This is a genomic window from Pantoea sp. X-Soil-ISGK-355, assembly GCF_059730805.1.
This window is the reverse complement of record NZ_AP035973.1, coordinates 131,662-153,028: the sequence shown is the minus strand read 5'-3', so window position 1 is coordinate 153,028 and position 21,367 is coordinate 131,662. Positions and strand designations below refer to the sequence as shown.

The window sequence follows — 21,367 nt, the reverse complement described above, 5'->3', positions numbered from 1 at the left end:
CTGTCAGCGTGCTCCCGGCTGATGCAGGCCAATCCACCGTAATGCCGGCGTTAACACAGCGTTTCTGACAGCAATCAGCTTAACGTTTGATGCCATTCAGAGATTGAGCCGGGCGACGTGGGGGTGGGTTCTGTTCCAGCCAGTCACGAACCTGTTCGGTTCGTGCGCCGCTTTCACGGATCGCGCGTGTCAGTCTTTCCTGGGTTGTCCTCAGCTCCTGAGTCCAGTAGGTGATTTGCCACTGTTCACGAATTTCCACATGCGACAGATCGTCGGGTGAGCGACGCTGGATGGGATTTTTCATTCATTATCCTCCTCTGGTTTCAATGATGCAGCCTGAACAGGGACCTCAGGCTAAACATCCATCCTGATGAAGAAAGGGGCATTGAGGTAGCGGATTAATCCCTGAATGGTCCTTAAGTCAAATAACAGGATAATTCCTGGCGGAAGAAATAAAGCATTCTAAGGAAATAGGAAAAGCGCTGTCAGGACGAAATATGCCGTTTCGCTTACAGAAAAATTTCGCTTAATTGTTGATTCTGAAATTTGACATTTAAGCAAAATAGTCAATTATTCTCTGGTCTTTTCGCTCTGAGCGCTTTCGGGTCGCTTCGCTTTAATTGCTGGCGAAGCGCTGTGCTTTAGCGGTTTTTATCATGTTTAAGGAGTCTTTGTTTGGTTAATCGTCCCCCCAAGCCGCCTGTGGTTGTCCAGAGTAATGTGCGTGAACTTCGTCTTGCCGCTGGCCTCTCACAGCAGAGCGCCGCTGAGCGTTTTGACCTGAGCCTGAGAGTCTGGCAAACCAAAGAAGCTGCAGGTAATCCGACGCTACTTAGCCAGGGCGAATATGAACTACTGTTGTTACTGGCGGGTTGTCATCCCCATTTTGTTCTTGCGCCTCAGAGCAAAAAGTAACGGCTCAGTTAATATCCTTAAATTTGTTTCTGTGATAACAGGCCGTACCGTCACGTAAAAAAATTCTATTTAGCCACTTGAAAGCTGACAACCGATCCCTATTTTAACGGTGATCGGAAATATGATACCGGTCAGATGAACTTTTGGATGAACCTGTTCAGGAGATTATCACCATGTCAGTGCAACAGTTTTCTGTTTTCCCTTCGCTGGCTGATTCTGTCTTTTCAGACCGTTTTAGCCGTATCGATAAATTGTTCAGCCAGCTGACTGGCGACAATCCGGTGACGTCAGTTCCCGCTTATGATCTGCAGCGGGTTGAGGATAACCGTTACGCGCTGACCGTCAGCGTACCCGGCTGGAAAGAGCATGAGCTGGAAATAGAACTGCGTGGCGGACGGCTTTCCGTAGCAGGTCACCGGAATGATGCATCAGAGGAATCGTCTGGCGAGACCCGGCAGGAGAACAGCAGCTGGATCCATCGCGGCATTTCCCGGCATGATTTCCAGATGAGCTTTACTATTCCGGAGCACATGAAGGTGACCGGCGCCAGTCTGGCGGACGGTTTACTCAGCATTGATTTGATCCAGGAGATACCGGAGAGCGAGAAACCGCGCCGCATCCCGATTGCAATCGGCGGAGCACGAACGCTGGAACATCAGTAATGTGAACAGGGCGGAAGCGGCTCAGGCTGTTTCCGCCTTTTTTTAACTGCCGGCAGGGCAGAAGATCAACCGCGTCAGGCGCTGGCAGACATCGGGCAAACGGATGAGTGCACGCCAGTATTTGTTCCGGTCAGCATAATGGGCGCACCCGCCTCAAGACGGGAGTGAAATGCCGCCTTCATCGATACACTGATACCATCGCCACACCACATCAGATGATGCTCAAAACGGCGATGCGCCACGGCGGGAACACCGCGTGTGGCCGCGGCGACTTCAACCCGAAAGCCCTGTCCGTTGAGCCGTATCGCTTCCATCCAGATCTCGGTTTCATCCGTCACGCTGACCGCTTCAAGAAACAGCGGTATGGTGTTGCGTCGCCGTGCGGCCAGCGACAGGCTCTCCCACTGGCGGATTACGGCAGTATGAAAGCGCTGCTGACGCTGGGCTGCTCCTTTACTGAGGTCAGAACGCAGCCAGAGGTTGAGCGGCCGCAGATAGCGGTTAACATAATCATCGCCACAGTAGTCGGTATTCATCATCTGTAGTTCACGTTCAACATCTGCGTCCGGATTGTTCGCCAGCAGTTGCAACATATCCTCTTCCCGGCAGGCCCAGCCGCCAGGCAGCGTGACGTTGGGACAGTTAAGGGCAGCATGGATATCAAACAGCGTATGGCCTCCTGATGTCATTTCACGAACGCAGAGGGCGCGCGTAAGCTGCTGATCTGAGTAGCCAGCAGGGCCAGGCGGTGTGAGCAGCCCGGCACGGCGCCAGCGACGCAGAGTTTCAGGAAGAACACCGACGAGACCACATACGGTGTCGGTAGAGTGCTGAGGCATAGTTGATATCCGTGAAGCGTAACGCCCCCCGATCGGGGAAGATGGCCGCAGTATGCACGCCAGAAATAAATAAAGAAACAATCATTTCCATAATCTATGCCCGCGACTGGTGCGGAGATGGCGTGGAGTAAACGCACATACGGAGAAGAGCGCTGATGGGCAGGTGCCGGGCGCAGAGACGCCCGGCGATGAAGAACGCTTTACCAGTGGTACTTGTTGGAATCTTCCCACTCTTTCACTTCTTTTTCGGCACGGTCTTTCTCGTAGCCGTAGCGTTCCTGAATTTTACCGACCAGCTGATCGCGCTTCCCTTCTACAACGGTCATATCATCATCCGTAAGATCACCCCATTTTTCCTTGACCTTACCTTTGAACTGCTTCCAGTTACCGCCAATGCGATCTTCGTTCATGGTGAATCTCCCAATTCCGGTTGTTATCCAGGGACCTGATGAATATCTGTCTTGCCAGAAGGCTGTCAGATGAATTAAGCATGGCACAGCTTTTGCTTTTTGCAGCGAAGCGGTGTGAGCCGCTTCAAACTATGAGCAAAAGCGCAGGCAGGGGAATATTTTGCCGGTAAAATTACGGACGTCGTGCAGGCCAGCTCACGGCAGGCAGGGCATTAAGGGCAGGGCGGGCAAACAGAAAGCCCTGGTAATAGCGGACCCCGGCACCTTCCAGCCAGAGCCACTCTTCCATTTTCTCGACGCCTTCCGCAATGACCGTGATTTCCAGCGCATGGCAGCATTTAAGGATGGCCAGCACAATCGCCTGACGCGGGCCGCTACGGTGAATATCGGTAATGAGCTTGCGATCGATCTTAACTTTGTCGGGCTGGAAATCGGCCAGCAGCGACAGGCCTGCGAAACCGGCACCAAAATCATCAAGGGCCAGGCTGATTCCGGCTGCTTTCAGCTGCCGTACAGCAAACTGAAAGGCATCGAAGCGGGAGATGACCTCATCTTCAGTCACCTCAACCACCACCTGCTCAGGGCGCAATCCCTGTTGCCTGATCTGCTGAATGAGATGGTCAACCGCATCGTCGATCACGACCAGCGACATGGGAAGCAGGTTGACGGAAAGGGTCTGCTCCCGCAAGCCGAGATGTCTGGCCAGCTGAAACGCGTAGGTTTTGGAATGGAGATCCGCCTGGTAACGCTCGCCTTCCGGCAGCTGTAAAAAGTAGTCTGCGGGGGATGCGCCCTGAAGACCGCGTATCAGGGCTTCGCAGGAGACAATCCGGCGATTCGCTACGTCTACGATAGGCTGAAGCGCGAATTCACAGCGCTGATCCGGTGCAGGCTGCAGAGGTGGCTGGGCACTGACGGCAAGGGGCGTAGTCAGTGTCCACTCGCTGGCAGGGGCAATCCCGATAAACGTCTCTTTGTCCCTACCCTCGACAAAAGAACGCAGGAACTTCACTACCCGGTCATGTCTGATTCGCTCATCAGTCAGGGTGACCCGTTTAAGCAGGGCTTCCACGACCGTATGTTTCTGATAGTCACGTAAATCAAATAAGGCCATGCCGGCATGACCAAAGCGACGCGCAGGGGCGTAATCTCGCATCAGTTCAATCAGATTAAAATGCCGATCATCCTGGCTGATACGCTGGAAAACCGTATGGACGTTCTCAACGCTCCCTTCAAGCACCTGAAAAAAGTGCAGCCCGTCATAGAGCAGTATCCCGGTGACTTCAGCTTCAGCGTTTTTGATACTGGCGCGCTCCACCAGCGCTTTGAGCTTCTCTGGCGAGACCAAACCCGCAAGCTGGCTACGGTAAATCAGGGTGGAGAGCATAAGCAGCCTCATATGGCAGGAAGTTACTGATTAACCATATCACAGAAATATTGAGGGTTAAGGGCATAACTGCGGCCAATATATCGTTCTGCTTGCGGCATCAAACGGGCATAGGGCAGGGCAGCACATCAGGAATTAAGCGTACGCATGTCCGATGGTGTTTCAATAATAAACCGGCGAATAAGCAGAGATAAAAGAATAGCCCCCGCAAAAGCGGGGGCGAAGAGCGGACATAGCATATTATTATCACGCAACGACATCCCTGGTGAGGCGCCGGTCATTCGGTTTGTGCCTGATTATTGCGCGCTTTATGTTCTCCTTACCATGCTGAACTGGCGGAATTATTAAGCGGGTAAAATCAGTTTCTCTGATATGTCAGAAAATTGTCCTGATATTCAATCAACTGGTTTAGGCTTTTGATAACATCAGGGCAACCATTAAATTACCAGATTACAAATTCTCCTTTTTCCAGTCACATTCTTGACGTCTTCTGCAGGTTTAACCGGTACGCGTAAACATTACCGTTCTGCAGATTTACTCCGTGTCGACATCGGCGGTATCGGAAAAAGTGCCCCCTTTCGAAGGGGGCAAGGGTAGGAGTCAGATCACTCTGAAACAGAAGTGGATTTCGTTGCAGAGCCATTTAAAGATAGGGCAAAACCGCTGTTATTTCCGCTGCGGTTACTATTTTTTTAGTTAGATATCAAATAATTAAAATGCTTACAATGTAAAATAATGAGTATGATCAATCATTTAATCAGGTATGAAAACGATTACTAAGATTAGGATTAAAGTCCTGATCTGCCTGCGGTTACGGCTACAAATGGCCATAATTCAGGCATCGTGCACCAATGTGAGAGCAAACTTGACCGCCTGACGGATTAATTATACTGTTTATGCATACAGCATTATTTCAAACAGAAGCCATTGTGGAGTCAATGTGATGTCACAGGATGATGAGATTTGGTATGCATTCAGAGAGGCGATTAGACAGGATGATGCCGGTCAGTTTACCGTCAGCACCCAGGATTTTGTGGCGGAGCTGCAACAGCGCAACGCACCTCATACACTGCGAGCCGCAAATACCTGGATAGAGATGCATATCACGACCTTCAGTGATATCTCTGTTGAGCCTGGAGAGTGCCGGCTGTTTCAGATGCCTGCGGCGCACGATTAATACGCGCCGCAGAACTGAAAATAACACGATAGTGCAGGCATCTCAGCCACTCTGCTCTGGCAGATGCTGACTGAATAGCTTCAGAGCCTGGACGAATGACGACGCCTATCCGGCCGATCCTGGAAGTTAGGATTTGCAGGATAGCTCTTGTCGCAGGCCATACGTGCCAGGTTGAGCGCAACTTTACGTTTTTTAAGCTTTAACTTTGGCAGCCACTCTTTGAACTGTGCCGTCAGCGACGCTGCCTGCTGTTCAGTTGCGACGCGACAGATAAACAGCTTGCTCTTCGTTTGGCGGCTGACATCAATGGCGTAGATTTCAAAGCCAGCACTGCACTCTTCATATTCAACATCCGTAAACTGCATGTGTGGCCAAAGACCGGTTCTGGTTTCAAATGTGGCTAAATCCATGAGAACTACCTTTTTTATTGTAAGCGTTATTGCTGCGCGACAGGCTTAAGCCTGGTCGGGCCAGTGAGCATAGACCAGAATCAGCATTCCGCCAGTGAATTCCCTGATTTAATCTGGCCCTGACACAAATGGTTAAAAACTCAGAGTAGTACCCCCAGCGTATATCCCGCCATGTTTACACGTATCAGTTAATCTGATGTCACGCCCACACTTCGAATTTTCGTCCCCGGTAACGCCTGCTATTCGCAACACTGATGTTGCAGGATCTGTAGCCCTCTGCCATGGTGTTAACGTGCCTCTCAACAACCATTATCGTCAGCGATCCTGTTGAATTAGCAGGCTAATCATCAGATTCCAACGGACAGCATCTGAAGCCTGATCCTGATCATCGGATTGTGTAAGCAGGCTGGCAAAACTTTACGTTGGGATACGTTGTTAAAGGGGAAAGATGAAATGGATTATTAACTGAGAACGTCGGGAGATAGTTCACTCCGTTACAGATGCAAGGAAAAATAAAAAAATATATCCTCCACGATTGATTAAAGCCCCGCAGACCAAAGCCGATAAAAATAATCCAGTTCAAACCAGGATCACACTTATTTTCTCTCCAGGGGACGTTTATGACTATTACGCAGCGTCTGGTATTGATTTTCTCACTGCTTGCAATGTCACTGATTGCGTTGGTGATTATTTCCTTATCAGTGATTTCGGGCTTTCAATCCCGTTTTGAATATGTACAGATGAACGCGATACCCAGCATTCGTGACCTTAACAAATCGATTAGTGTCACCAATCAGTTAGGGATCGCTCTCTATCGATACCAGAGCATTACCGATGCGACCAAATTTCCTGCGGCAGAGGAACGTATTGAAAATCTGCTTCAGCAGGTTAAGTCATTGAATGATTATTATATGGCTAACGACATCTCAAACGATGAAGATAAAGCCATGACCGAGCAGGCTTATAAAAATCTGGATGATGTACGCAGCGCATTGCCAGCTTTTCTTGCCGCGTCACGCGCTCAGAATGATGCTGTTACGCTTCCGTTACTGCAAAGTGATAATGGAGTAGGTGCTGCAGCCCGTAAAATGGAAGCAGATTTTACCCGCCAGATTCAGCTGAATATTGATATTGGCGAACAGCTCAGGGTTGAGAACAAGCGCATTTATACACAGACGCTGTGGATGATGTCTGGCGGTTCGCTGCTGCTTGTTCTGCTGCTGGCCGGTTTCTCCGCTAAGGTGATCCTCGGCATTAAAAGGAGCCTGTCAGGCATCGTCAACACCATGACGCAGGTGAGCCATACGCTTGACCTGACCCATACCGCTGAAGTCAGCCGTAAAGATGAGATCGGCAAAACGGCGATGGCGTTTAACCAGTTGCTGTCACGCGTTTCCGGCACGCTGCTTTCGGTCAGTCACGCCGCACAGTCGGTCAGTGCCGGATCCACGCAAATTGCTGCAGGTAACGAAGATCTTTCCGCGCGTACTGAAGAGCAGGCGGCATCTCTTGAGCAGACAGCAGCCAGCATGGCGACCCTGAGCGAAACGGTTCGTCAGAACTCAGAAGGCGCGCATCAGGCCAGCAGCCTGGCGAATAACGCCAATCACATGTCGATCCAGAATGGCACGTCAGTGAAGCAGATGCTCAACACCATGGATGAAATCCGCGCCAGCTCCGCCAAAATTTCTGAAATCACCGGGCTGATTGAAGGCATCGCCTTCCAGACCAATATCCTGGCACTGAATGCGGCAGTCGAAGCAGCACGTGCAGGTGAACATGGTCGCGGCTTTGCTGTGGTTGCGTCTGAAGTGCGTAATCTGGCGCAGCGCTCCTCGTCTGCCGCACGTGAAATCAAAGACCTTATCTCAACGTCGGTTTCACAGGTTGAACACGGTTTAGAGCAGGCCAGCGGCGTGGGATCAAACAGTGAAAATGTCCGTCAGGCGATTCAGCAGGTAGCCGATCTGGTCAACGAAATTGCCGCGGCGACGTCTGAGCAGAGCAAGGGCATTGAGCAGGTTCATCAGGCGATTGGCCAGATGGATGAGGTGACGCAACAGAACGCCTCGCTGGTAGAAGAGGCTTCATCCGCCTCTAAATCCCTGCAGGAGCAGGCAGAGACGCTGTCAGGGCTGGTGGCGACCTTTACGCTGGAGAGTAACCAGCGTGTGGCGTCGTCGCAACAGCCCGCTGGTGTACGTCGTCCGGGATTGCCGGCGAAGCAGCCTGAGCGCCACACTATCGACCTGACTCAGGCGAACTGGGAAAGTTTCTGATAGCTGAGCAGTAAAATGATAGCCTCCATACTGTGGGGGCTTTTTTATATCCTTAATTAGCTAAATGAAACAGTGCTAAGCAAAATAAACTTTTAATGAAATCGATTTCATTATTAAAATAACCTGCTGGGATTAACTCTTTCGAGTGAGGTGAGACTATATCGATATTCAGGGGGGAATGTCTCGCCAGGGTTAATAGGATAATGAAAGTTAATTCGATACAGTGCGGATGACTGTTATCGGCGACAATAACATTAACTTGAGTTTCTTTATTTTCATAACGTTGATGCTGAAGTCAGGCTTACGACTAAAAAGGCAGGTATGTGTATTGTTATTTTATATTATTGATATTTATAGCTATTTATAGATTTGGCTTAGGTGAATGTTGCAGTAAATATCGTCATTTTATTCACTGTAAAGTAACGTATCACAATCTATACTCCTTTCTGTTGCGATATACATTTCTGATATTTTATACGAAACTCCTTCCTTTATAGCAATATTGTGCTGAATGAGGCGCCTCTGGCTATGCAAAAGAAAGGGTAAAAATAATATTACACGAGCAATTTTGTGCACTACTCACCAGCACGCCTCACACATCAGAGCGGAAAAGAATGAAAAAAATACTCGACCGGATTAATTTGCCAGCAAAATTCCTGTTACTGGGCACCTTTGCACTGGTGTTGTTTATTTTACCTACCTTTCTGTTTATTCAGACAGGTAATCAGCTTATCGATACCAAGAATGTAGAGCTATCTGGCATACCGGTTGAGAAAAAAGTCCTGAAACTCCTTAACCTGTTACAGCGTCATCGTGCAGAGAGCGCTATCGCCATCTCCCTTAACAAGCCTGATAACGCACCACGTCTGGCGCTGGTCTCGCAAATCAATACGTTATCCGGAACGATTGCTGACGATCTGCGCAAGGATGACGAGCAGGCACAACCGCTGAAATCGCTGCAGCGGGTTAATCAGGAGTGGGGTCAGCTGCAGGATGATATCAACGCTGGCAAACTCACGCTGGCAACCAGCCTGACGCGTCACGCCCATCTGATTCAGGTCTTACTGGACACCAATCAGGATGTGCTGGATTTTTATCAGCTTTCGCTGGATGCAGATTTAAATACCTACCAGCTGATCGTCAGCATCTATAGTCGCCTGCCGCTGCTGACTGAAACTCTGGGTCAGATCCGAGCCAATGGTACGTCGCTGATTGCCAGTGGAAATATTTCTGAGGCCGATCGCAGTCGTCTGGCATTCCAGCTTGATAATGGCAGAACCGCGCTGGCACAGTTCAGCAAAAATATGGACAAGGTATTCTTCATTGAGCCGGATTTGAAAACCACGTTCTCTGGTCTGGCAGAGGATGCGAATCAGCAGGCACAAGGCGCACTGCAACTGGCTGATAGTATATTTGTGAGCGGGCACGCCAGTGTGGCGCCGGTTGAATATGTACGGGTGTTTACTCAGGCGATTAACCGCTATGCGGAGCTGGGCGAGCAAACCAGTATCCGCCTGCAACAGCTGATGGAAGTACAGATTGATAAAAGGCGTCAGGCGCAGTATCTGCTGCTGGCAGGTCTGCTGGCCGTCGCTCTGCTGGCCATTTTGGTGGCGGTGATGATCACCCGCTCGGTGACCCGTCCGGTCAAAGAAGCGGTCGAAGTGGCCAGTCGCGTCGCGGCAGGCGATCTGACAGCACAGCTGACGATTTCCGGTAGTAATGAAATGGCTGAACTGCTGACTGCGTTAATGCGGATGCAGCAGCGTCTTGCCCAGCTGGTTTCGGATATCAAAGGTAACGCCGCCACCATTGCTAACTCTTCGGAAGAGATTGCCCGTGGCAATGGCGACCTTTCGTCTCGCACCGAACAGCAGGCGGCTTCATTGGCTGAAACAGCGGCCAGCATGGAACAGCTGGCATCAATTATTCAGCAGAATGCAGATAACACCCGCTTTGCCTCTGATCGCGCAGAATCAGCGACGCAGGCGGCACTGTTAAGCGGCGCGGCGATGGATTCCGTGATGCAGACCATGCACAAAATCCGCGGCAGTTCGGGTCAGATTGAAGAGATCACCTCTGTGATCGACAGCATTGCCTTCCAGACCAATATTCTGGCACTGAACGCCGCGGTTGAAGCGGCGCGCGCCGGCGAGCAGGGCAAAGGTTTTGCGGTTGTCGCATCCGAAGTGCGTGCGCTGGCACAACGCTCCGCCAGTGCAGCAAAAGAGATCAAGAGCCTGATTGAGCAGTCGGTCGGTCATGCGCAGGAAGGGATTGCGATGGCGCAGAACGCAGGCGACAAAGTGAAGCAGAGCGTCAGTGCTATTGAACAGACCTCTCAGCTGATGCGTGATATCTCTTCTTCATCTGAGGAGCAGAGCAGTGGTATTTCTCAGGTCAATATTGCAGTGAACCAGATGGATCAGGTGACGCAGCAGAACGCCGTGCTGGTAGAAGAATCGGCCTCCTCTGCTGATGAGCTTGCCGCACGCGCAGGCCAGTTGCGTACTATGGTTGCGGTGTTCCAGACGGCATAATAGTGTTAAAGCAGCCGCCACCTGTGGGCGGCTGTTTTCTCTCAACGCCTGCTACGCCTGATGATCCCGCAGACAGGCCAGATAGGTCTCTCCCGATCGAATCACTTTCTCTTTCGCCTGCTCACGAATATCCTGACCTTCAAACGCGGCATAAAGCTCCCCGAATGTCACGTCATCAAGCCGATGCAGGATGTCGCCTACTGTGGCGGCTGACAGTGGCAGCATATTCGGGTAGCTCCACATAAATGACACGCCATGCGCACCCGGCGTGACCTGCATGATATCCCCCGCCAGCATTACGCCTCCGCCTTCATCCCAGTGCAGCACGCTGCCACCAGGAAAGTGGCCGCCCAGCCGTAACAGTGTCACCGATGGCATCAGCGCCAGGGATTCACCCTCCCAGAACCGGATATGCGGGCTATCCCGGACAATCCATTGCCGATCGCGGGCGTGCAGATGCAGGGGCGCGTTAAACGCCTCTGCCCACTCCTGCATGGTGGTGTAATAGTGCGGATGTGAAATCGCGATAGCATCAATGCCGCCCAGCGCCGTGATCAGCGTAAAAGTGGCGTCATCGAGGTTAGCAATACAGTCCCAGAGCACGTTGCCGTGTGGCGTACGCAGCAGAAAGGCACGCTGATTAATGGCAAATTCAGGCACGGTTTTAAGGCTTAACAGCGCATCGCTGTGGGCCGTCCACTTATTCGCGTGGCTGGCGCGCAGCGCGTCAAACGCGATCCAGCCCTGACCCGTGGCAGGAACGTACTGACGTTCATCCTCGCAGATTTTGCAATGCTGATGAGAAGACTGGGGCGGATAAGCGGTGCCGCAGGCGGTACATAACATCGTCATGGTGATCTCCTTTGTCTTACTCAAGCTTATGCACACCTGCAAAAACCGCACTTTCCTGACGCAGTTTCGTCACACGATCACCGCTGGCGGCGTAAAGTAATCCGCGTCAGTTCCGATGGACGGCCCAGCCTGACCGCCATGCCGGGCCAGAGTGCCGTGCCGTTATTCACATAGAGCTGCATTCCGCCAACCTGATAAAGCCCGGACACAAATCCGGCATTGGGTTTAGCAAACAGCCGGTCCAGTCCGATAATCAGACCGCCATGCGTATGTCCTGAAAGCTGCACATCCACGCCCTGCGCCGCGTTCTGGCGGGCATTGCGCGGCTGATGATCCAGCAGGATCACCGGTGCGCTTTCAGGTGCCTGTGCCAGCGCGCGGGCCAGATCGGGGCCGGTCGCATTTCTGCCGGGTGCGGAGGCGTCTGGCAGGCCGGCAATTACCAGCTTTGCGGTTCCGCGCTGAATAACGGTGTGGCTGTTGAGCAGCGGCTGCAGCCCTAGTGAGGCAAGATGTGCTGTCCAGATTGCCTGATGGAAGAAATATTCGTGGTTCCCGGTAATCGCCCATACGCCGTCAGGGGCGGTCAGCGCGCGCAGTGGTGCGACGTCATGACGCCTGTGTTCCAGGCTGCCATCGATCACATCGCCCGTTATCACAATCAGATCGGCGTTAAGAGACATCGCTCGCTGAACCATCGCGGCGGTCCAGGCCGCATTAAACAACCGGGTGATATGCAGGTCGGTCAGCTGCAGCAGCTGATAGCCCTCGAACTCAGCCGGAAGATTGGGCAGGACCAGCGTCACTTCTTTGACCGGCGGCACCCGAATCGCCTGCTGCACTCCAACAGCAGCCAGCACCATCGCCAGCACCGCAGCCAGATAGCGAACACCAGGCACCAGCTCCAGCGGATGCCGCAACAGCAGCGCGATCAGCATGACTGCATCCATCAGCATCTGCAGCAGCGCCAGCAGCAGCACGGTGCTGTACGCCCAGTTAAACAGGATGATGATAATGCGGGGCATTTCTGCCGAGAAAATGCCGCCTGACGTAAAGCGGCTTACCAGCAGATATTGTGAGGCCAGCAGCACCAGTGCTGAGAGCAGGACCTTGATGGCCAGTGGCAGGGATAAGGGAATGATCACGCGCGCAATAACATACCAGCTGGGTAAGCTGAAAATCAGGTGAAACATGGCAGTCTTCCGGTAGGGCGCTAAACGTCAGCGCAGGCAAATATGAGACAATCGTTTATAGAACTGTTTTTCGCACATCAGTGTATACGATGCTGCCGTTCGGGTTACTTCGCGCGGGGTGCTTTACCGGTGATAAAAGAAGCTGAGGGCCGAAAATGTAAAAACAGCGTGACCGGAACACTGGCCACGCTGACAACATTCACTGTCTGGCAGGTCAGACTAGCGAAGCATACCTGAGGTGGTGTGCGTCTCGTCGGTTACCCGCGTCATAGCGATCGGAATACTTTTATAGGCGGGAATGCCGCTTTTCGTATCGTGGCTGTCGAGCGGAACCATCACATTGGCTTCCGGGTAGTAAGCGCCGACTGAACCTGGTGCCATATCAATAATCACGATGGTCAGGTTTTTCATCTGACGCGAGGTGGGATTACCCTCCGGATCCAGTGCCATAAGATCGACACGGTCACCCACCCGCAGTCCTCGTTTCTCTGCCTCTTCGGCATTGATAAACAGCACATCGCGGCGGCCTGTCACGCCCCGATAGCGGTCATTTAGTCCGTACAGCGTGGTGTTGTACTGGTCGTGACTGCGCAGGGTGGTGAGGACCAGATCATGGCATTTCAGCGAGCGGGGATCTTCGTTAATGCCCTGCATCACTTTAAACTGCGCACGACCGGAAGGCGTGAGCCAGACCCGTTCTGATGCGGCGTTATGGAGCCTGAAACCTCCCGGATGCTTAATCCGCTCGTTAAAGTTTTCGAACGCCGGGAACACCGCTTCAATGGCATCACGGATGCGGCTGTAATCGGCGACCATGGCTGACCAGTCAACCACGCTGTCTGGCAGGGTTGCCTTAGCCAGTGAGGCGACCAGCGCGGGTTCAGATTTAAGATGAGGTGAAGCCGGGTTCAGCGAACCGCGCGAGGCATGTACCATCGACATGGAATCTTCAACGGTTACGCTCTGCGCGCCGGTAGCCTGAACATCGGTCTCAGTCCGGCCCAGCACCGGCAGCAGATAGTTGTGCCTGCCGAGTAACAGGTGTGAGCGGTTGAGTTTGGTGGCCATATGCACGACCAGATCTAAATTACGCATGGCCGGGAACGTCACCTGGGGATCGGAGATTGCTTCTGCCAGGTTACCCCCCAGACAGAGCAGCGCTTTAGCTTTGCCATCGCGCATGGCCTTAATCGCCTCCACCGCGCCGTGACCATGCTTTTGCGGCGGCCTGAAACCAAACACCTTCTCAATACCATCCAGTAGCGACTGCGGCGGAATCTCAGTGATGCCTACAGTGCGGTCGCCCTGCACATTGGAGTGTCCACGTAACGGACAGATACCTGCGCCCGGCTTACCGATATTGCCGCGCATCAGCAGCAGGTTGGCGATTTGCTGCACGTTCTGGGTGCCATACTGGTGCTGGGTAATCCCCATGCCATAACAGATGATGGTCCGTTCGGCGCTGGCATACAGCCGGGCGATATGCTGGATCTCCTCGCGCGCCATGCCAGAGACTTTCAGGATATGCTCCCAGTCGGTGCTCTCCAGGTCGGCCTTGAGGGCATCAAAACCTTCTGTGTGCTCCCTGATAAATGCGTCATCAATGACGCCGGGTTTGCCCTGGCTCAATGCCTCCTCGTGCATAGTGAGCAGGATCTTCATCACGCCTTTGAGCATTGCCGCGTCGCCGCCAACCCGCACTTTGTAATAGGTCGACGCCAGCTCAGTAGAGCTCATTGACAGCATTTCAATCGGACTTTGCGGCGAGGTAAAGCGTTCCAGCCCGCGCTCACGCAGTGGGTTTATCGCCACGATAGTGGCCCCGCGTTTAGAGACTTCACGCAGCGTGCCGAGCATGCGCGGATGGTTGGTGCCAGGGTTATGACCGATACAGAGCACCAGATCGCAGTGGTCAAAATCCTCCAGCTCTACCGTACCTTTACCAACGCCAATCGACTCTGGTAGCCCGACGCTGGTCGGTTCGTGGCACATGTTTGAACAGTCAGGGAAGTTGTTGGTGCCATATTCGCGGGCGAACAGCTGCCACAGGAACGCCGCTTCATTGGAGGCGCGGCCCGACGTATAGAACTCCACGCTATCGGGATCGTCATAGCTGCGCAGATGCTCACCAATCTCCTGGAACGCCGTTTCCCACTCAATGGGCTGATAGGTGTCGGTAGTGGCATCGTACTTCATGGGATGGGTCAGCCGTCCTTCTCCCTCCAGATGCAGTGCGCTGCGCTCCCACAATTCAGTCACGGTATGCGCAGCAAAAAAGTCTGGCGTGGTGCGCTTGCTGGTGGCTTCCCACGAGACGGCTTTCGCCCCGTTTTCGCAGAATTCAAAAGATGAGGCGTGTTGCGGGTCTGGCCAGGCGCAGCCCGGACAGTCAAAGCCCTGCGGCTGGTTGACTTTAAACAGGGCAATCACATCCTGCTTTACTGACATCTGGCCGCGGATAGCATCGGCAACCGCCTTTAGTGCGCCCCAACCACCGGCAGCACCCCCATAAGGGGCGATGCCATTTGTGCGATTTTGCTCTTTCATAATGCTCCACATTGTCTCTATTGTTATCGGCTAAGCCTGGTACATAAAAAGGAACAGCAACGTGGATTGTGGCTATTATTCAGCAAAATTTTTTCTCAAAATGTTTCGGCAGGGATCCTGCGCTCTGTTTTTCTGGTATGAAATAAGAGGGAGGGTCAGGTAATAATAAACGAGACGGTACTGCGTTATCATCAGGGTAATTTATCAGAGACTGAAAGGTTACTATGACTGGTAATAAAACGATGGCAGGTAAATGGTTGTTATAGAAGGCTGATAATCTGATAGCGAGCCTGAAGTGTTTAATTTCTTAGGGGGAAAGTCATTACGGTTAATATTTCTACCTGTACACTAAAGCGGAAAAAATATTCACAACGGCAGTGTTGGTGTAACGGGATCCGGGCACAGGAAAATATAACAGATCGTTATTACCGCACAAATTAACAACCCGCTCTGGTATTTAAAGTATCGTTCTGCAGGTATCTGTTCACATCATGAGACAGCACCGTTGCCGGGCGTTGTTGGCCGATCAGGAGAGGTCTGTACGATCGCCTCGTGTTGTCGGATGAGAAATCACAATAAACTCCACTGGCGCATCGCTGTTATTTCTGGCCTGGTGTTTAGCGTGTGGCGGAATTTCGATTCCCTGTTGCGCACTGATATCATGCACTTCGCCCTCCAGCTCCATCGACAGTACGCCCTGAAGAACAAAGAAAAACTGCCGGGAGGAAGCATGATAGTGTCTTTTCTCACGGGTGGCGGGCGGCATTTTTTCATGAATGACTAACATATCTTTGCGGTTTATCAGATACCAGCCATCGCACCCGTCTCCCCAGACATAATGTTCTGCATTCTCTTTTGAAATCATCGTCCTGCGCCCTGATTGTTGTTGTAAGGATTCAAACCCCGGCTAACTATACAAGGCCAGGTTGTTGACGCTCAAATTTTAGTGTTGGTAATAACCTCAATGGATTTTTGGCTGTGGTGGTAACCTAATCGATCATGACCCGCCAATGGCGTGTCATAGATTGAGCGGTGCACGCCTGACAGCCTGTAACGGAGGATGAGATATGCACTGGTTTAATCAGGACAGATTTGACGTTCGCCTTGAGTGGGGGACAGCAGCAGTCCGTTACGCGGCAAAGAATGTGGAGTGTATCGTGATCGTCGATGTGATGTCTTTCTCCACCTGTGTCAGCATAGCGGTCGATAATGGCGCACAGGTTTATCCTTACCCCTGGAAGGATGCATCTGCCATCGGTTTTGCAAACAACATCGGCGCACGGCTCGCCAGCTTCGACAGATTATCTGACAGGGACGGTTTTAGTCTCTCGCCTGCGTCGATCAGGAAAATAGCAGAGGGCGAGAAACTGGTACTGCCGTCTCCCAATGGATCAGCGATTTCATTCCTGGCCCGGGATGTGGATACGGACGTCACCGTATTCAGCGGTTGCTTCAGGAACCTCTCGCAGACTGCAATGGCCTGCCGGGACTTTAAACGCATTCTGGTTATCCCCTGTGGGGAGCGCTGGCCCGATGGCACGCTTCGGCCGGCCACAGAGGACTATGCTGCAGCCGGTGGCATTATTGCGGCAATCGGGCATGACCGTTGCTCCCCGGAAGCAGCAGGTGCGGTTGCCGCCTGGCAGCAGCTGAATCTATTATCTCTTCGCGAATGCGCTTCAGCGCTGGAACTTCAACAGCGCGGATTTCAGGAGGATGTCGATCTCTGTCTGGATCTGGATAGCGCGCAGTGGGCCTGTCAGTTGCAGGGTGATTTTTATGCGGCAGGTTCGTAACGAGGCTGAGCCTGTCAGCGCATTGTTGTCCTGACAGGCTCAAAAATTAAGCGGTTACTTCTTCTTATTCAGCATCGACTTCAGATCGGCAAAGGGATTGTAGGTCGCCTCACCAACATCTTTTTGTGCATCCTCGCCTGCGACCACGCGGGTGCCATACTGGTCAGCTTCGGTGTACTTCGAGTGCTCATGGTCGTGACAATAGAGACACAACAACTCCCAGTTGCTGCCATCTTCCGGATTATTGGTGTGGTCATGATCAATATGGTGAACCGTCAGCTCGCGCAGATTTGAATAAACAAATTCGCGTGAGCAGCGCCCACACACCCACGGAAAGATTTTAAGTGCTTTCTCACGGTAGCCGCTTTCCAGCCGCGAATAGTTTTTAGGGATCAGAGCCATGGCATTGATTACCTGTTTTGCAGAGGTGTTCACGATAGTGCAGACACTATATCCCACAACGGAACCAGAGGAAAAATCATCCTGTTACGCGGGAAGGCGGGCTGACAAGCTCAAAGCGATAACCGGCAGCTACCCGCTACTAAAAACTTAACCTGTTGCCAGCGCTAGCCCTGCCTATCAGCAGGATAACGCCAGAAACATGAAGATTTACCGCTTTGCTTAAAATTCCGCGCTAAATGTAATGCCGGATGCCATAAACTGCCCAGAAAATCGCGTTGGCTCCCAGATAAATCCAGCACCCCCAGTAGGCAATGGGTTCGCGTCGGGTACGGAGTTTGGGCAGAAAGATCAGTAAATAGAGTGCAGAGGCGATAAGCGAAACGAAGTAGAAAAATTTCATTGTTCTCTCCTGATTGATATCCTTTTTTCAGGATAGTCAGGGATGACTATTTTGCTCAGTTCATCATCAGATTCGTTCCACACCGATGTTTTTAGCAATCACACCGGATATGACCCGATCAGGCCGCTACAAAATAAACTGGCGGCACCGCGTCGCGATCAGCCCGGTTGAGGAAAAGATCATGTCAGGATGTTTAACCGGATGTGACAACCTATAATCTACGCAGTTTGTTGACCTGCAGGAATGCAGGTTTTACTCCCGCCCCACAGGATGAGATCCCGCTGATGTTTTCTCGCTTTTTTATTTATCGTCCCGTGTTCGCATGGGTTGTTGCCATTTTAATTATGCTGCTTGGTGCGCTTTCCATCACCCTGTTGCCGGTTGAACAATATCCTGATGTTGCACCGCCCTCGGTAAATATCAGTGCGACTTACACCGGTGCCTCTGCGGAGACGCTGGAGAACAGCGTCACTCAGGTGATTGAGCAGCAGCTGACCGGGCTGGATAATCTGCTCTATTTTACCTCCAGCAGCAGCTCGCAGGGGAATGTGTCGGTCACCGTCACTTTCAGTCAGGGCACCGATCCGGATACCGCGCAGGTGCAGGTGCAGAACAAGGTGCAGCAGGCGCTCTCGCGTCTGCCCAGCGAGGTGCAGCAGCTTGGCGTCACCGTGACCAAATCACAGTCGAACTTCCTGCTGGTGATGGGGCTGTATGATACGACAGGTAAAAGCAACAGCACCGATATCGGCGACTGGCTGGTCAGTAATATGCAGGAGCCGCTGGCCAGGACTGAAGGCGTCGGTGACATCCAGGTGTTTGGCGGCCAGTATGCGATGCGCATCTGGCTCGATCCCTTCAAGCTAAACTCTTATGCGTTGCAGCCCTCCGACGTGTCGGCAGCAATACGCTCGCAGAACATTCAGGTTTCAGCCGGTAAAATCGGCGGCCTTCCATCACCTGACAATCAACAACTCACGGCCACGGTCAGAGCGCAGTCACGGCTGCAGACGCCGGAACAATTTCGCAACATCATTGTTAAAAGTGATAAAAGCGGCGCCATCGTGCGGGTAGGGGATGTGGCGCGGGTAGAGCTGGGCGGCGAATCTTATGACATGACCACCCGACTCAACGGGCATCCTGCGGCGGGTGTCGGCGTAATGCTGGCACCGGGTGCGAATGCGCTGGCCACGGCGACGCTGGTCAAAAACAAAGTTGAAGAGTATCGCCACTCGATGCCGCAGGGCTACGAAGTGGCCTATGCGCTCGACAGCACCGACTTCATCAAAATCTCCGTTGAGGATTTGGTGATCACCCTGATTGAAGCCATCGCGCTGGTGGTGGTGGTGATGTACCTGTTCCTGCAAAACATCCGCGCGACGCTGATCCCGGCGCTGGCGGTGCCGGTCGTGCTGCTCGGCACCTTTGGTGTACTGGCGCTGTGCGGCTATACCATCAATACCCTGACGCTGTTTGCGATGGTACTGGCTATCGGGCTACTGGTGGATGATGCGATCGTGGTTGTGGAAAACGTCGAGCGCATTATGCATGACGAAGGTTTGCCGGCGCGTGAGGCAACGGAAAAGTCGATGAAGGAGATCTCCGGTGCGCTGGTGGCTATCGCGCTGGTGCTTTCCGCTGTCTTTCTGCCTATGGCCTTTTTTGCCGGATCAACCGGCGTGATCTATCGGCAGTTCTCTGTCACTATCATAGCCGCCATGACCTTCTCTGTGGTGGTGGCGCTAACCCTGACGCCTGCGCTGTGTGGCATGCTGCTGCGGCCAACAGCACCCCATCGCAAAGGCTTCTTTGGCGGGTTTAACCGCTTTTATGCTGCCACCGAGCGTCAGTATCGTCATAAAGTGGTGAAAACGTTGCGTCGTCCGCTAATCATGGTGTCACTCTACGCCGCAATGGGCGTGGTGCTGTTTGTGATGTTCACCCGACTGCCAGGCAGCTTCCTGCCGACCGAAGATCAGGGCAGCATTATGCTTCAGGCGACGTTGCCTGCGGGCGCAACCGCCAGCCGCACAGAGGCCGTTAATCAGCAGATTGTTGACTGGTTCCTGACGGAAGAGAAACAGAACATTGATGTGGTCTTCACCATCAACGGCTTTAACTTCAGCGGTGCGGCGCAGAATGCCGGTATGGCGTTTATCAAACTTAAAAACTGGGACCAGCGACCCGGCAGTGAGAACTCTGCCGAAGCGATTGCCGGACGCGCCACCTATGCGCTTGCGTCGATTCGGGATGCGCAGATCTTTGCACTGACACCGCCGTCGGTGCCGGGGCTGGGACAGAATAATGGCTTCACCTATGAGCTGCTGGCCAGCGGTGGCACCACGCGTGAGCAACTGGGTAACCTCCGCGATCAGCTGTTGCAGAGCGCCGCGCAAAGCCCGGAACTGATCGGCGTGCGGGCGAATATCCTGCCACAGACTCCGCAGCTGCAGATTGATATCGATACCAGTAAAGCGGTGGCGCTGGGACTTCAGCTGGATGATGTTACCGACACGCTGACCAGCGCCTGGGGCGGAGCTTACATCAATGACTTTATTGATCGTGGCCGGGTGAAACGCGTTTATCTGCAGGGCGATGGTCAGTATCGCTCCGCGCCGTCGGATCTGGATAAGTGGTACATCCGTAACAGTGAAGGCAGCATGACGCCGTTCTCAGCGTTTGCTTCGACCCGCTGGACCATGGGACCGGAAAGTCTTAACCGCTACAACGGCTCTGCCTCGTATGAAATTCAGGGTCAGAACGCCGAAGGGTTCAGCTCCGGTGATGCCATGAACACCATTGAGCGGCTGGCCAATGAACTACCGGCAGGCACGACGGGCGCGTGGAGCGGACTCTCGCTGCAGGAGAAGCAGGCGGGCGGGCAGTCGACCACGCTTTATGCGATCTCGATTCTGGTGGTTTTCCTCTGCCTGGCTGCGCTGTATGAAAGCTGGTCGGTGCCATTCTCCGTACTGTTAGCGGTGCCACTCGGTGTATTGGGTACGGTGCTTGCCGTGGCGCTGCGCGGATTAAGCAACGATATCTACTTCCAGGTGGCGTTGCTGACTACGGTCGGGCTGACTTCCAAGAACGCGATATTGATTATCGAATTTGCCGAGGATGCAGTGCGTCGGGGCAGTTCGCTGAGTGCTGCAGCGTTACTGGCGGCACGCACCCGTCTGCGACCGATTATGATGACCTCACTGGCCTTTATCGCCGGGGTGATACCGCTGGCGTTGGCGACCGGTGCCGGTGCTAACAGCCGCATCGCCATCGGCACCGGTATCATTGGCGGCACGCTGGCAGGTACCGTGCTGGCATTATTCTTCGTTCCGCTATTCTTTGTGCTGGTGAAGCACTATCTGACCCGGCATCGTGACGCAAAATAATGCTCTCAGCTCGTCTGTCCGACAGGACTGGCGGGCTGAAATCACGGCTCCTCCGGTAAAACGTGCCGTCAGATCCGCTATCCGGGTCGCGCATACCAGAGAGGTGAAAAAGCGTAAAAGTATTTTATGGCAGAGACAGATGAGGGGCGAAAATCGTCGTGGGTTCACT

General features: G+C 52.9%; 18 protein-coding genes. 7 read left to right on the top strand and 11 right to left on the bottom strand.

The window, feature by feature from the left end; all coding sequences use genetic code 11:
• Positions 1-79: 79 nt before the first annotated feature.
• Positions 80-304: a DUF3606 domain-containing protein gene (locus tag AC6I8J_RS21930; protein WP_013356498.1), complete on the bottom strand. Its 225-nt coding sequence runs from the start codon at positions 302-304 to the stop codon at positions 80-82.
• 371 nt (positions 305-675) lie between these two features.
• Between AC6I8J_RS21930 and AC6I8J_RS21925 the strand changes: the two genes are divergently transcribed.
• Positions 676-915: a transcriptional regulator gene (locus AC6I8J_RS21925; RefSeq protein ID WP_161736648.1), complete on the top strand. Its 240-nt coding sequence runs from the start codon at positions 676-678 to the stop codon at positions 913-915.
• Positions 916-1,088: 173 nt separating this feature from the next.
• Complete coding sequence (locus AC6I8J_RS21920; protein WP_497825882.1) at positions 1,089-1,577, top strand: Hsp20 family protein; 489 nt, start codon at positions 1,089-1,091, stop codon at positions 1,575-1,577.
• 74 nt (positions 1,578-1,651) lie between these two features.
• On the opposite strand, the gene AC6I8J_RS21915 is transcribed toward AC6I8J_RS21920, so the two are convergent.
• The 3 genes from AC6I8J_RS21915 to AC6I8J_RS21905 all read right to left on the bottom strand — a co-directional run bounded on the left by AC6I8J_RS21915 (position 1,652) and on the right by AC6I8J_RS21905 (position 4,213).
• A complete protein-coding gene (locus AC6I8J_RS21915; protein ID WP_161736646.1) occupies positions 1,652-2,416 on the bottom strand; it encodes a MerR family transcriptional regulator in 765 nt (254 codons plus the stop codon).
• Positions 2,417-2,616: 200 nt separating this feature from the next.
• Complete coding sequence (locus AC6I8J_RS21910; protein WP_010256969.1) at positions 2,617-2,826, bottom strand: CsbD family protein; 210 nt, start codon at positions 2,824-2,826, stop codon at positions 2,617-2,619.
• A gap of 172 nt (positions 2,827-2,998) precedes the next feature.
• A complete protein-coding gene (locus AC6I8J_RS21905) occupies positions 2,999-4,213 on the bottom strand; it encodes a diguanylate phosphodiesterase (RefSeq protein WP_222925688.1) in 1,215 nt (404 codons plus the stop codon).
• Positions 4,214-5,156: 943 nt separating this feature from the next.
• Between AC6I8J_RS21905 and AC6I8J_RS21900 the strand changes: the two genes are divergently transcribed.
• A complete protein-coding gene (locus AC6I8J_RS21900) occupies positions 5,157-5,390 on the top strand; it encodes a DNA polymerase V subunit (RefSeq protein WP_161736644.1) in 234 nt (77 codons plus the stop codon).
• Positions 5,391-5,470: 80 nt separating this feature from the next.
• On the opposite strand, the gene AC6I8J_RS21895 is transcribed toward AC6I8J_RS21900, so the two are convergent.
• The gene (locus AC6I8J_RS21895) at positions 5,471-5,800 is read right to left on the bottom strand and encodes a hypothetical protein (RefSeq protein ID WP_260059729.1); all 330 of its coding nucleotides are present in this window, start codon (positions 5,798-5,800) and stop codon (positions 5,471-5,473) included.
• Between the two features lie 620 nt (positions 5,801-6,420).
• Here AC6I8J_RS21895 and AC6I8J_RS21890 point away from each other — a divergent pair.
• Both AC6I8J_RS21890 and AC6I8J_RS21885 read left to right on the top strand, forming a co-directional pair.
• Entirely contained in the window at positions 6,421-8,079 is a 1,659-nt protein-coding gene (locus AC6I8J_RS21890; protein WP_161736642.1) for a methyl-accepting chemotaxis protein, read from the top strand.
• Between the two features lie 614 nt (positions 8,080-8,693).
• Complete coding sequence (locus AC6I8J_RS21885) at positions 8,694-10,619, top strand: methyl-accepting chemotaxis protein (RefSeq protein WP_497825881.1); 1,926 nt, start codon at positions 8,694-8,696, stop codon at positions 10,617-10,619.
• Positions 10,620-10,670: 51 nt separating this feature from the next.
• Here the strand turns inward: AC6I8J_RS21885 and AC6I8J_RS21880 are convergent, their stop codons facing one another.
• The 4 genes from AC6I8J_RS21880 to AC6I8J_RS21865 all read right to left on the bottom strand — a co-directional run bounded on the left by AC6I8J_RS21880 (position 10,671) and on the right by AC6I8J_RS21865 (position 16,076).
• On the bottom strand, positions 10,671-11,471 hold the full coding sequence (locus AC6I8J_RS21880; RefSeq protein WP_497825880.1) for an MBL fold metallo-hydrolase: 801 nt from the start codon (positions 11,469-11,471) through the stop codon (positions 10,671-10,673).
• A gap of 77 nt (positions 11,472-11,548) precedes the next feature.
• Positions 11,549-12,664, bottom strand: a complete 1,116-nt coding sequence (locus AC6I8J_RS21875; protein ID WP_161736676.1) for a metallophosphoesterase — start codon at positions 12,662-12,664, stop codon at positions 11,549-11,551.
• Between the two features lie 219 nt (positions 12,665-12,883).
• Positions 12,884-15,211, bottom strand: coding sequence for an FdhF/YdeP family oxidoreductase (locus tag AC6I8J_RS21870; protein WP_161736675.1), 2,328 nt, complete (start codon positions 15,209-15,211; stop codon positions 12,884-12,886).
• A 526-nt stretch (positions 15,212-15,737) separates the two neighbouring features.
• Positions 15,738-16,076: a cupin domain-containing protein gene (locus AC6I8J_RS21865; protein WP_161736674.1), complete on the bottom strand. Its 339-nt coding sequence runs from the start codon at positions 16,074-16,076 to the stop codon at positions 15,738-15,740.
• A gap of 202 nt (positions 16,077-16,278) precedes the next feature.
• Here AC6I8J_RS21865 and AC6I8J_RS21860 point away from each other — a divergent pair, with 202 nt between their 5' ends.
• On the top strand, positions 16,279-17,007 hold the full coding sequence (locus AC6I8J_RS21860; protein WP_285088903.1) for a 2-phosphosulfolactate phosphatase: 729 nt from the start codon (positions 16,279-16,281) through the stop codon (positions 17,005-17,007).
• Positions 17,008-17,061: 54 nt separating this feature from the next.
• On the opposite strand, the gene yajD is transcribed toward AC6I8J_RS21860, so the two are convergent.
• Together yajD and AC6I8J_RS21850 are read right to left on the bottom strand one after the other, a co-directional pair.
• Entirely contained in the window at positions 17,062-17,409 is a 348-nt protein-coding gene (gene yajD / locus AC6I8J_RS21855) for an HNH nuclease YajD (protein ID WP_497825879.1), read from the bottom strand.
• 232 nt (positions 17,410-17,641) lie between these two features.
• On the bottom strand, positions 17,642-17,809 hold the full coding sequence (locus AC6I8J_RS21850; protein ID WP_190285975.1) for a hypothetical protein: 168 nt from the start codon (positions 17,807-17,809) through the stop codon (positions 17,642-17,644).
• Between the two features lie 284 nt (positions 17,810-18,093).
• Here AC6I8J_RS21850 and AC6I8J_RS21845 point away from each other — a divergent pair, with 284 nt between their 5' ends.
• On the top strand, positions 18,094-21,198 hold the full coding sequence (locus AC6I8J_RS21845; protein WP_497825878.1) for an efflux RND transporter permease subunit: 3,105 nt from the start codon (positions 18,094-18,096) through the stop codon (positions 21,196-21,198).
• Positions 21,199-21,367 lie beyond the last annotated feature (169 nt).

Excerpts from the sequence above, each read along its gene's own strand:
- AC6I8J_RS21930 (WP_013356498.1), bottom strand. The coding sequence starts at position 304 with ATGAAAAATCCCATCCAGCGTCGCTCACCCGACGATCTGTCGCATGTG.
- AC6I8J_RS21920 (WP_497825882.1), top strand. The coding sequence starts at position 1,089 with ATGTCAGTGCAACAGTTTTCTGTTTTCCCTTCGCTGGCTGATTCTGTC.
- AC6I8J_RS21915 (WP_161736646.1), bottom strand. The coding sequence starts at position 2,416 with ATGCCTCAGCACTCTACCGACACCGTATGTGGTCTCGTCGGTGTTCTT.
- AC6I8J_RS21910 (WP_010256969.1), bottom strand. The coding sequence starts at position 2,826 with ATGAACGAAGATCGCATTGGCGGTAACTGGAAGCAGTTCAAAGGTAAG.
- AC6I8J_RS21905 (WP_222925688.1), bottom strand. The coding sequence starts at position 4,213 with ATGCTCTCCACCCTGATTTACCGTAGCCAGCTTGCGGGTTTGGTCTCG.
- AC6I8J_RS21900 (WP_161736644.1), top strand. The coding sequence starts at position 5,157 with ATGTCACAGGATGATGAGATTTGGTATGCATTCAGAGAGGCGATTAGA.
- AC6I8J_RS21895 (WP_260059729.1), bottom strand. The coding sequence starts at position 5,800 with ATGGATTTAGCCACATTTGAAACCAGAACCGGTCTTTGGCCACACATG.
- AC6I8J_RS21890 (WP_161736642.1), top strand. The coding sequence starts at position 6,421 with ATGACTATTACGCAGCGTCTGGTATTGATTTTCTCACTGCTTGCAATG.
- AC6I8J_RS21885 (WP_497825881.1), top strand. The coding sequence starts at position 8,694 with ATGAAAAAAATACTCGACCGGATTAATTTGCCAGCAAAATTCCTGTTA.
- AC6I8J_RS21880 (WP_497825880.1), bottom strand. The coding sequence starts at position 11,471 with ATGACGATGTTATGTACCGCCTGCGGCACCGCTTATCCGCCCCAGTCT.
- AC6I8J_RS21875 (WP_161736676.1), bottom strand. The coding sequence starts at position 12,664 with ATGTTTCACCTGATTTTCAGCTTACCCAGCTGGTATGTTATTGCGCGC.
- AC6I8J_RS21870 (WP_161736675.1), bottom strand. The coding sequence starts at position 15,211 with ATGAAAGAGCAAAATCGCACAAATGGCATCGCCCCTTATGGGGGTGCT.
- AC6I8J_RS21865 (WP_161736674.1), bottom strand. The coding sequence starts at position 16,076 with ATGATTTCAAAAGAGAATGCAGAACATTATGTCTGGGGAGACGGGTGC.
- AC6I8J_RS21860 (WP_285088903.1), top strand. The coding sequence starts at position 16,279 with ATGCACTGGTTTAATCAGGACAGATTTGACGTTCGCCTTGAGTGGGGG.
- yajD (WP_497825879.1), bottom strand. The coding sequence starts at position 17,409 with ATGGCTCTGATCCCTAAAAACTATTCGCGGCTGGAAAGCGGCTACCGT.
- AC6I8J_RS21850 (WP_190285975.1), bottom strand. The coding sequence starts at position 17,809 with ATGAAATTTTTCTACTTCGTTTCGCTTATCGCCTCTGCACTCTATTTA.
- AC6I8J_RS21845 (WP_497825878.1), top strand. The coding sequence starts at position 18,094 with ATGTTTTCTCGCTTTTTTATTTATCGTCCCGTGTTCGCATGGGTTGTT.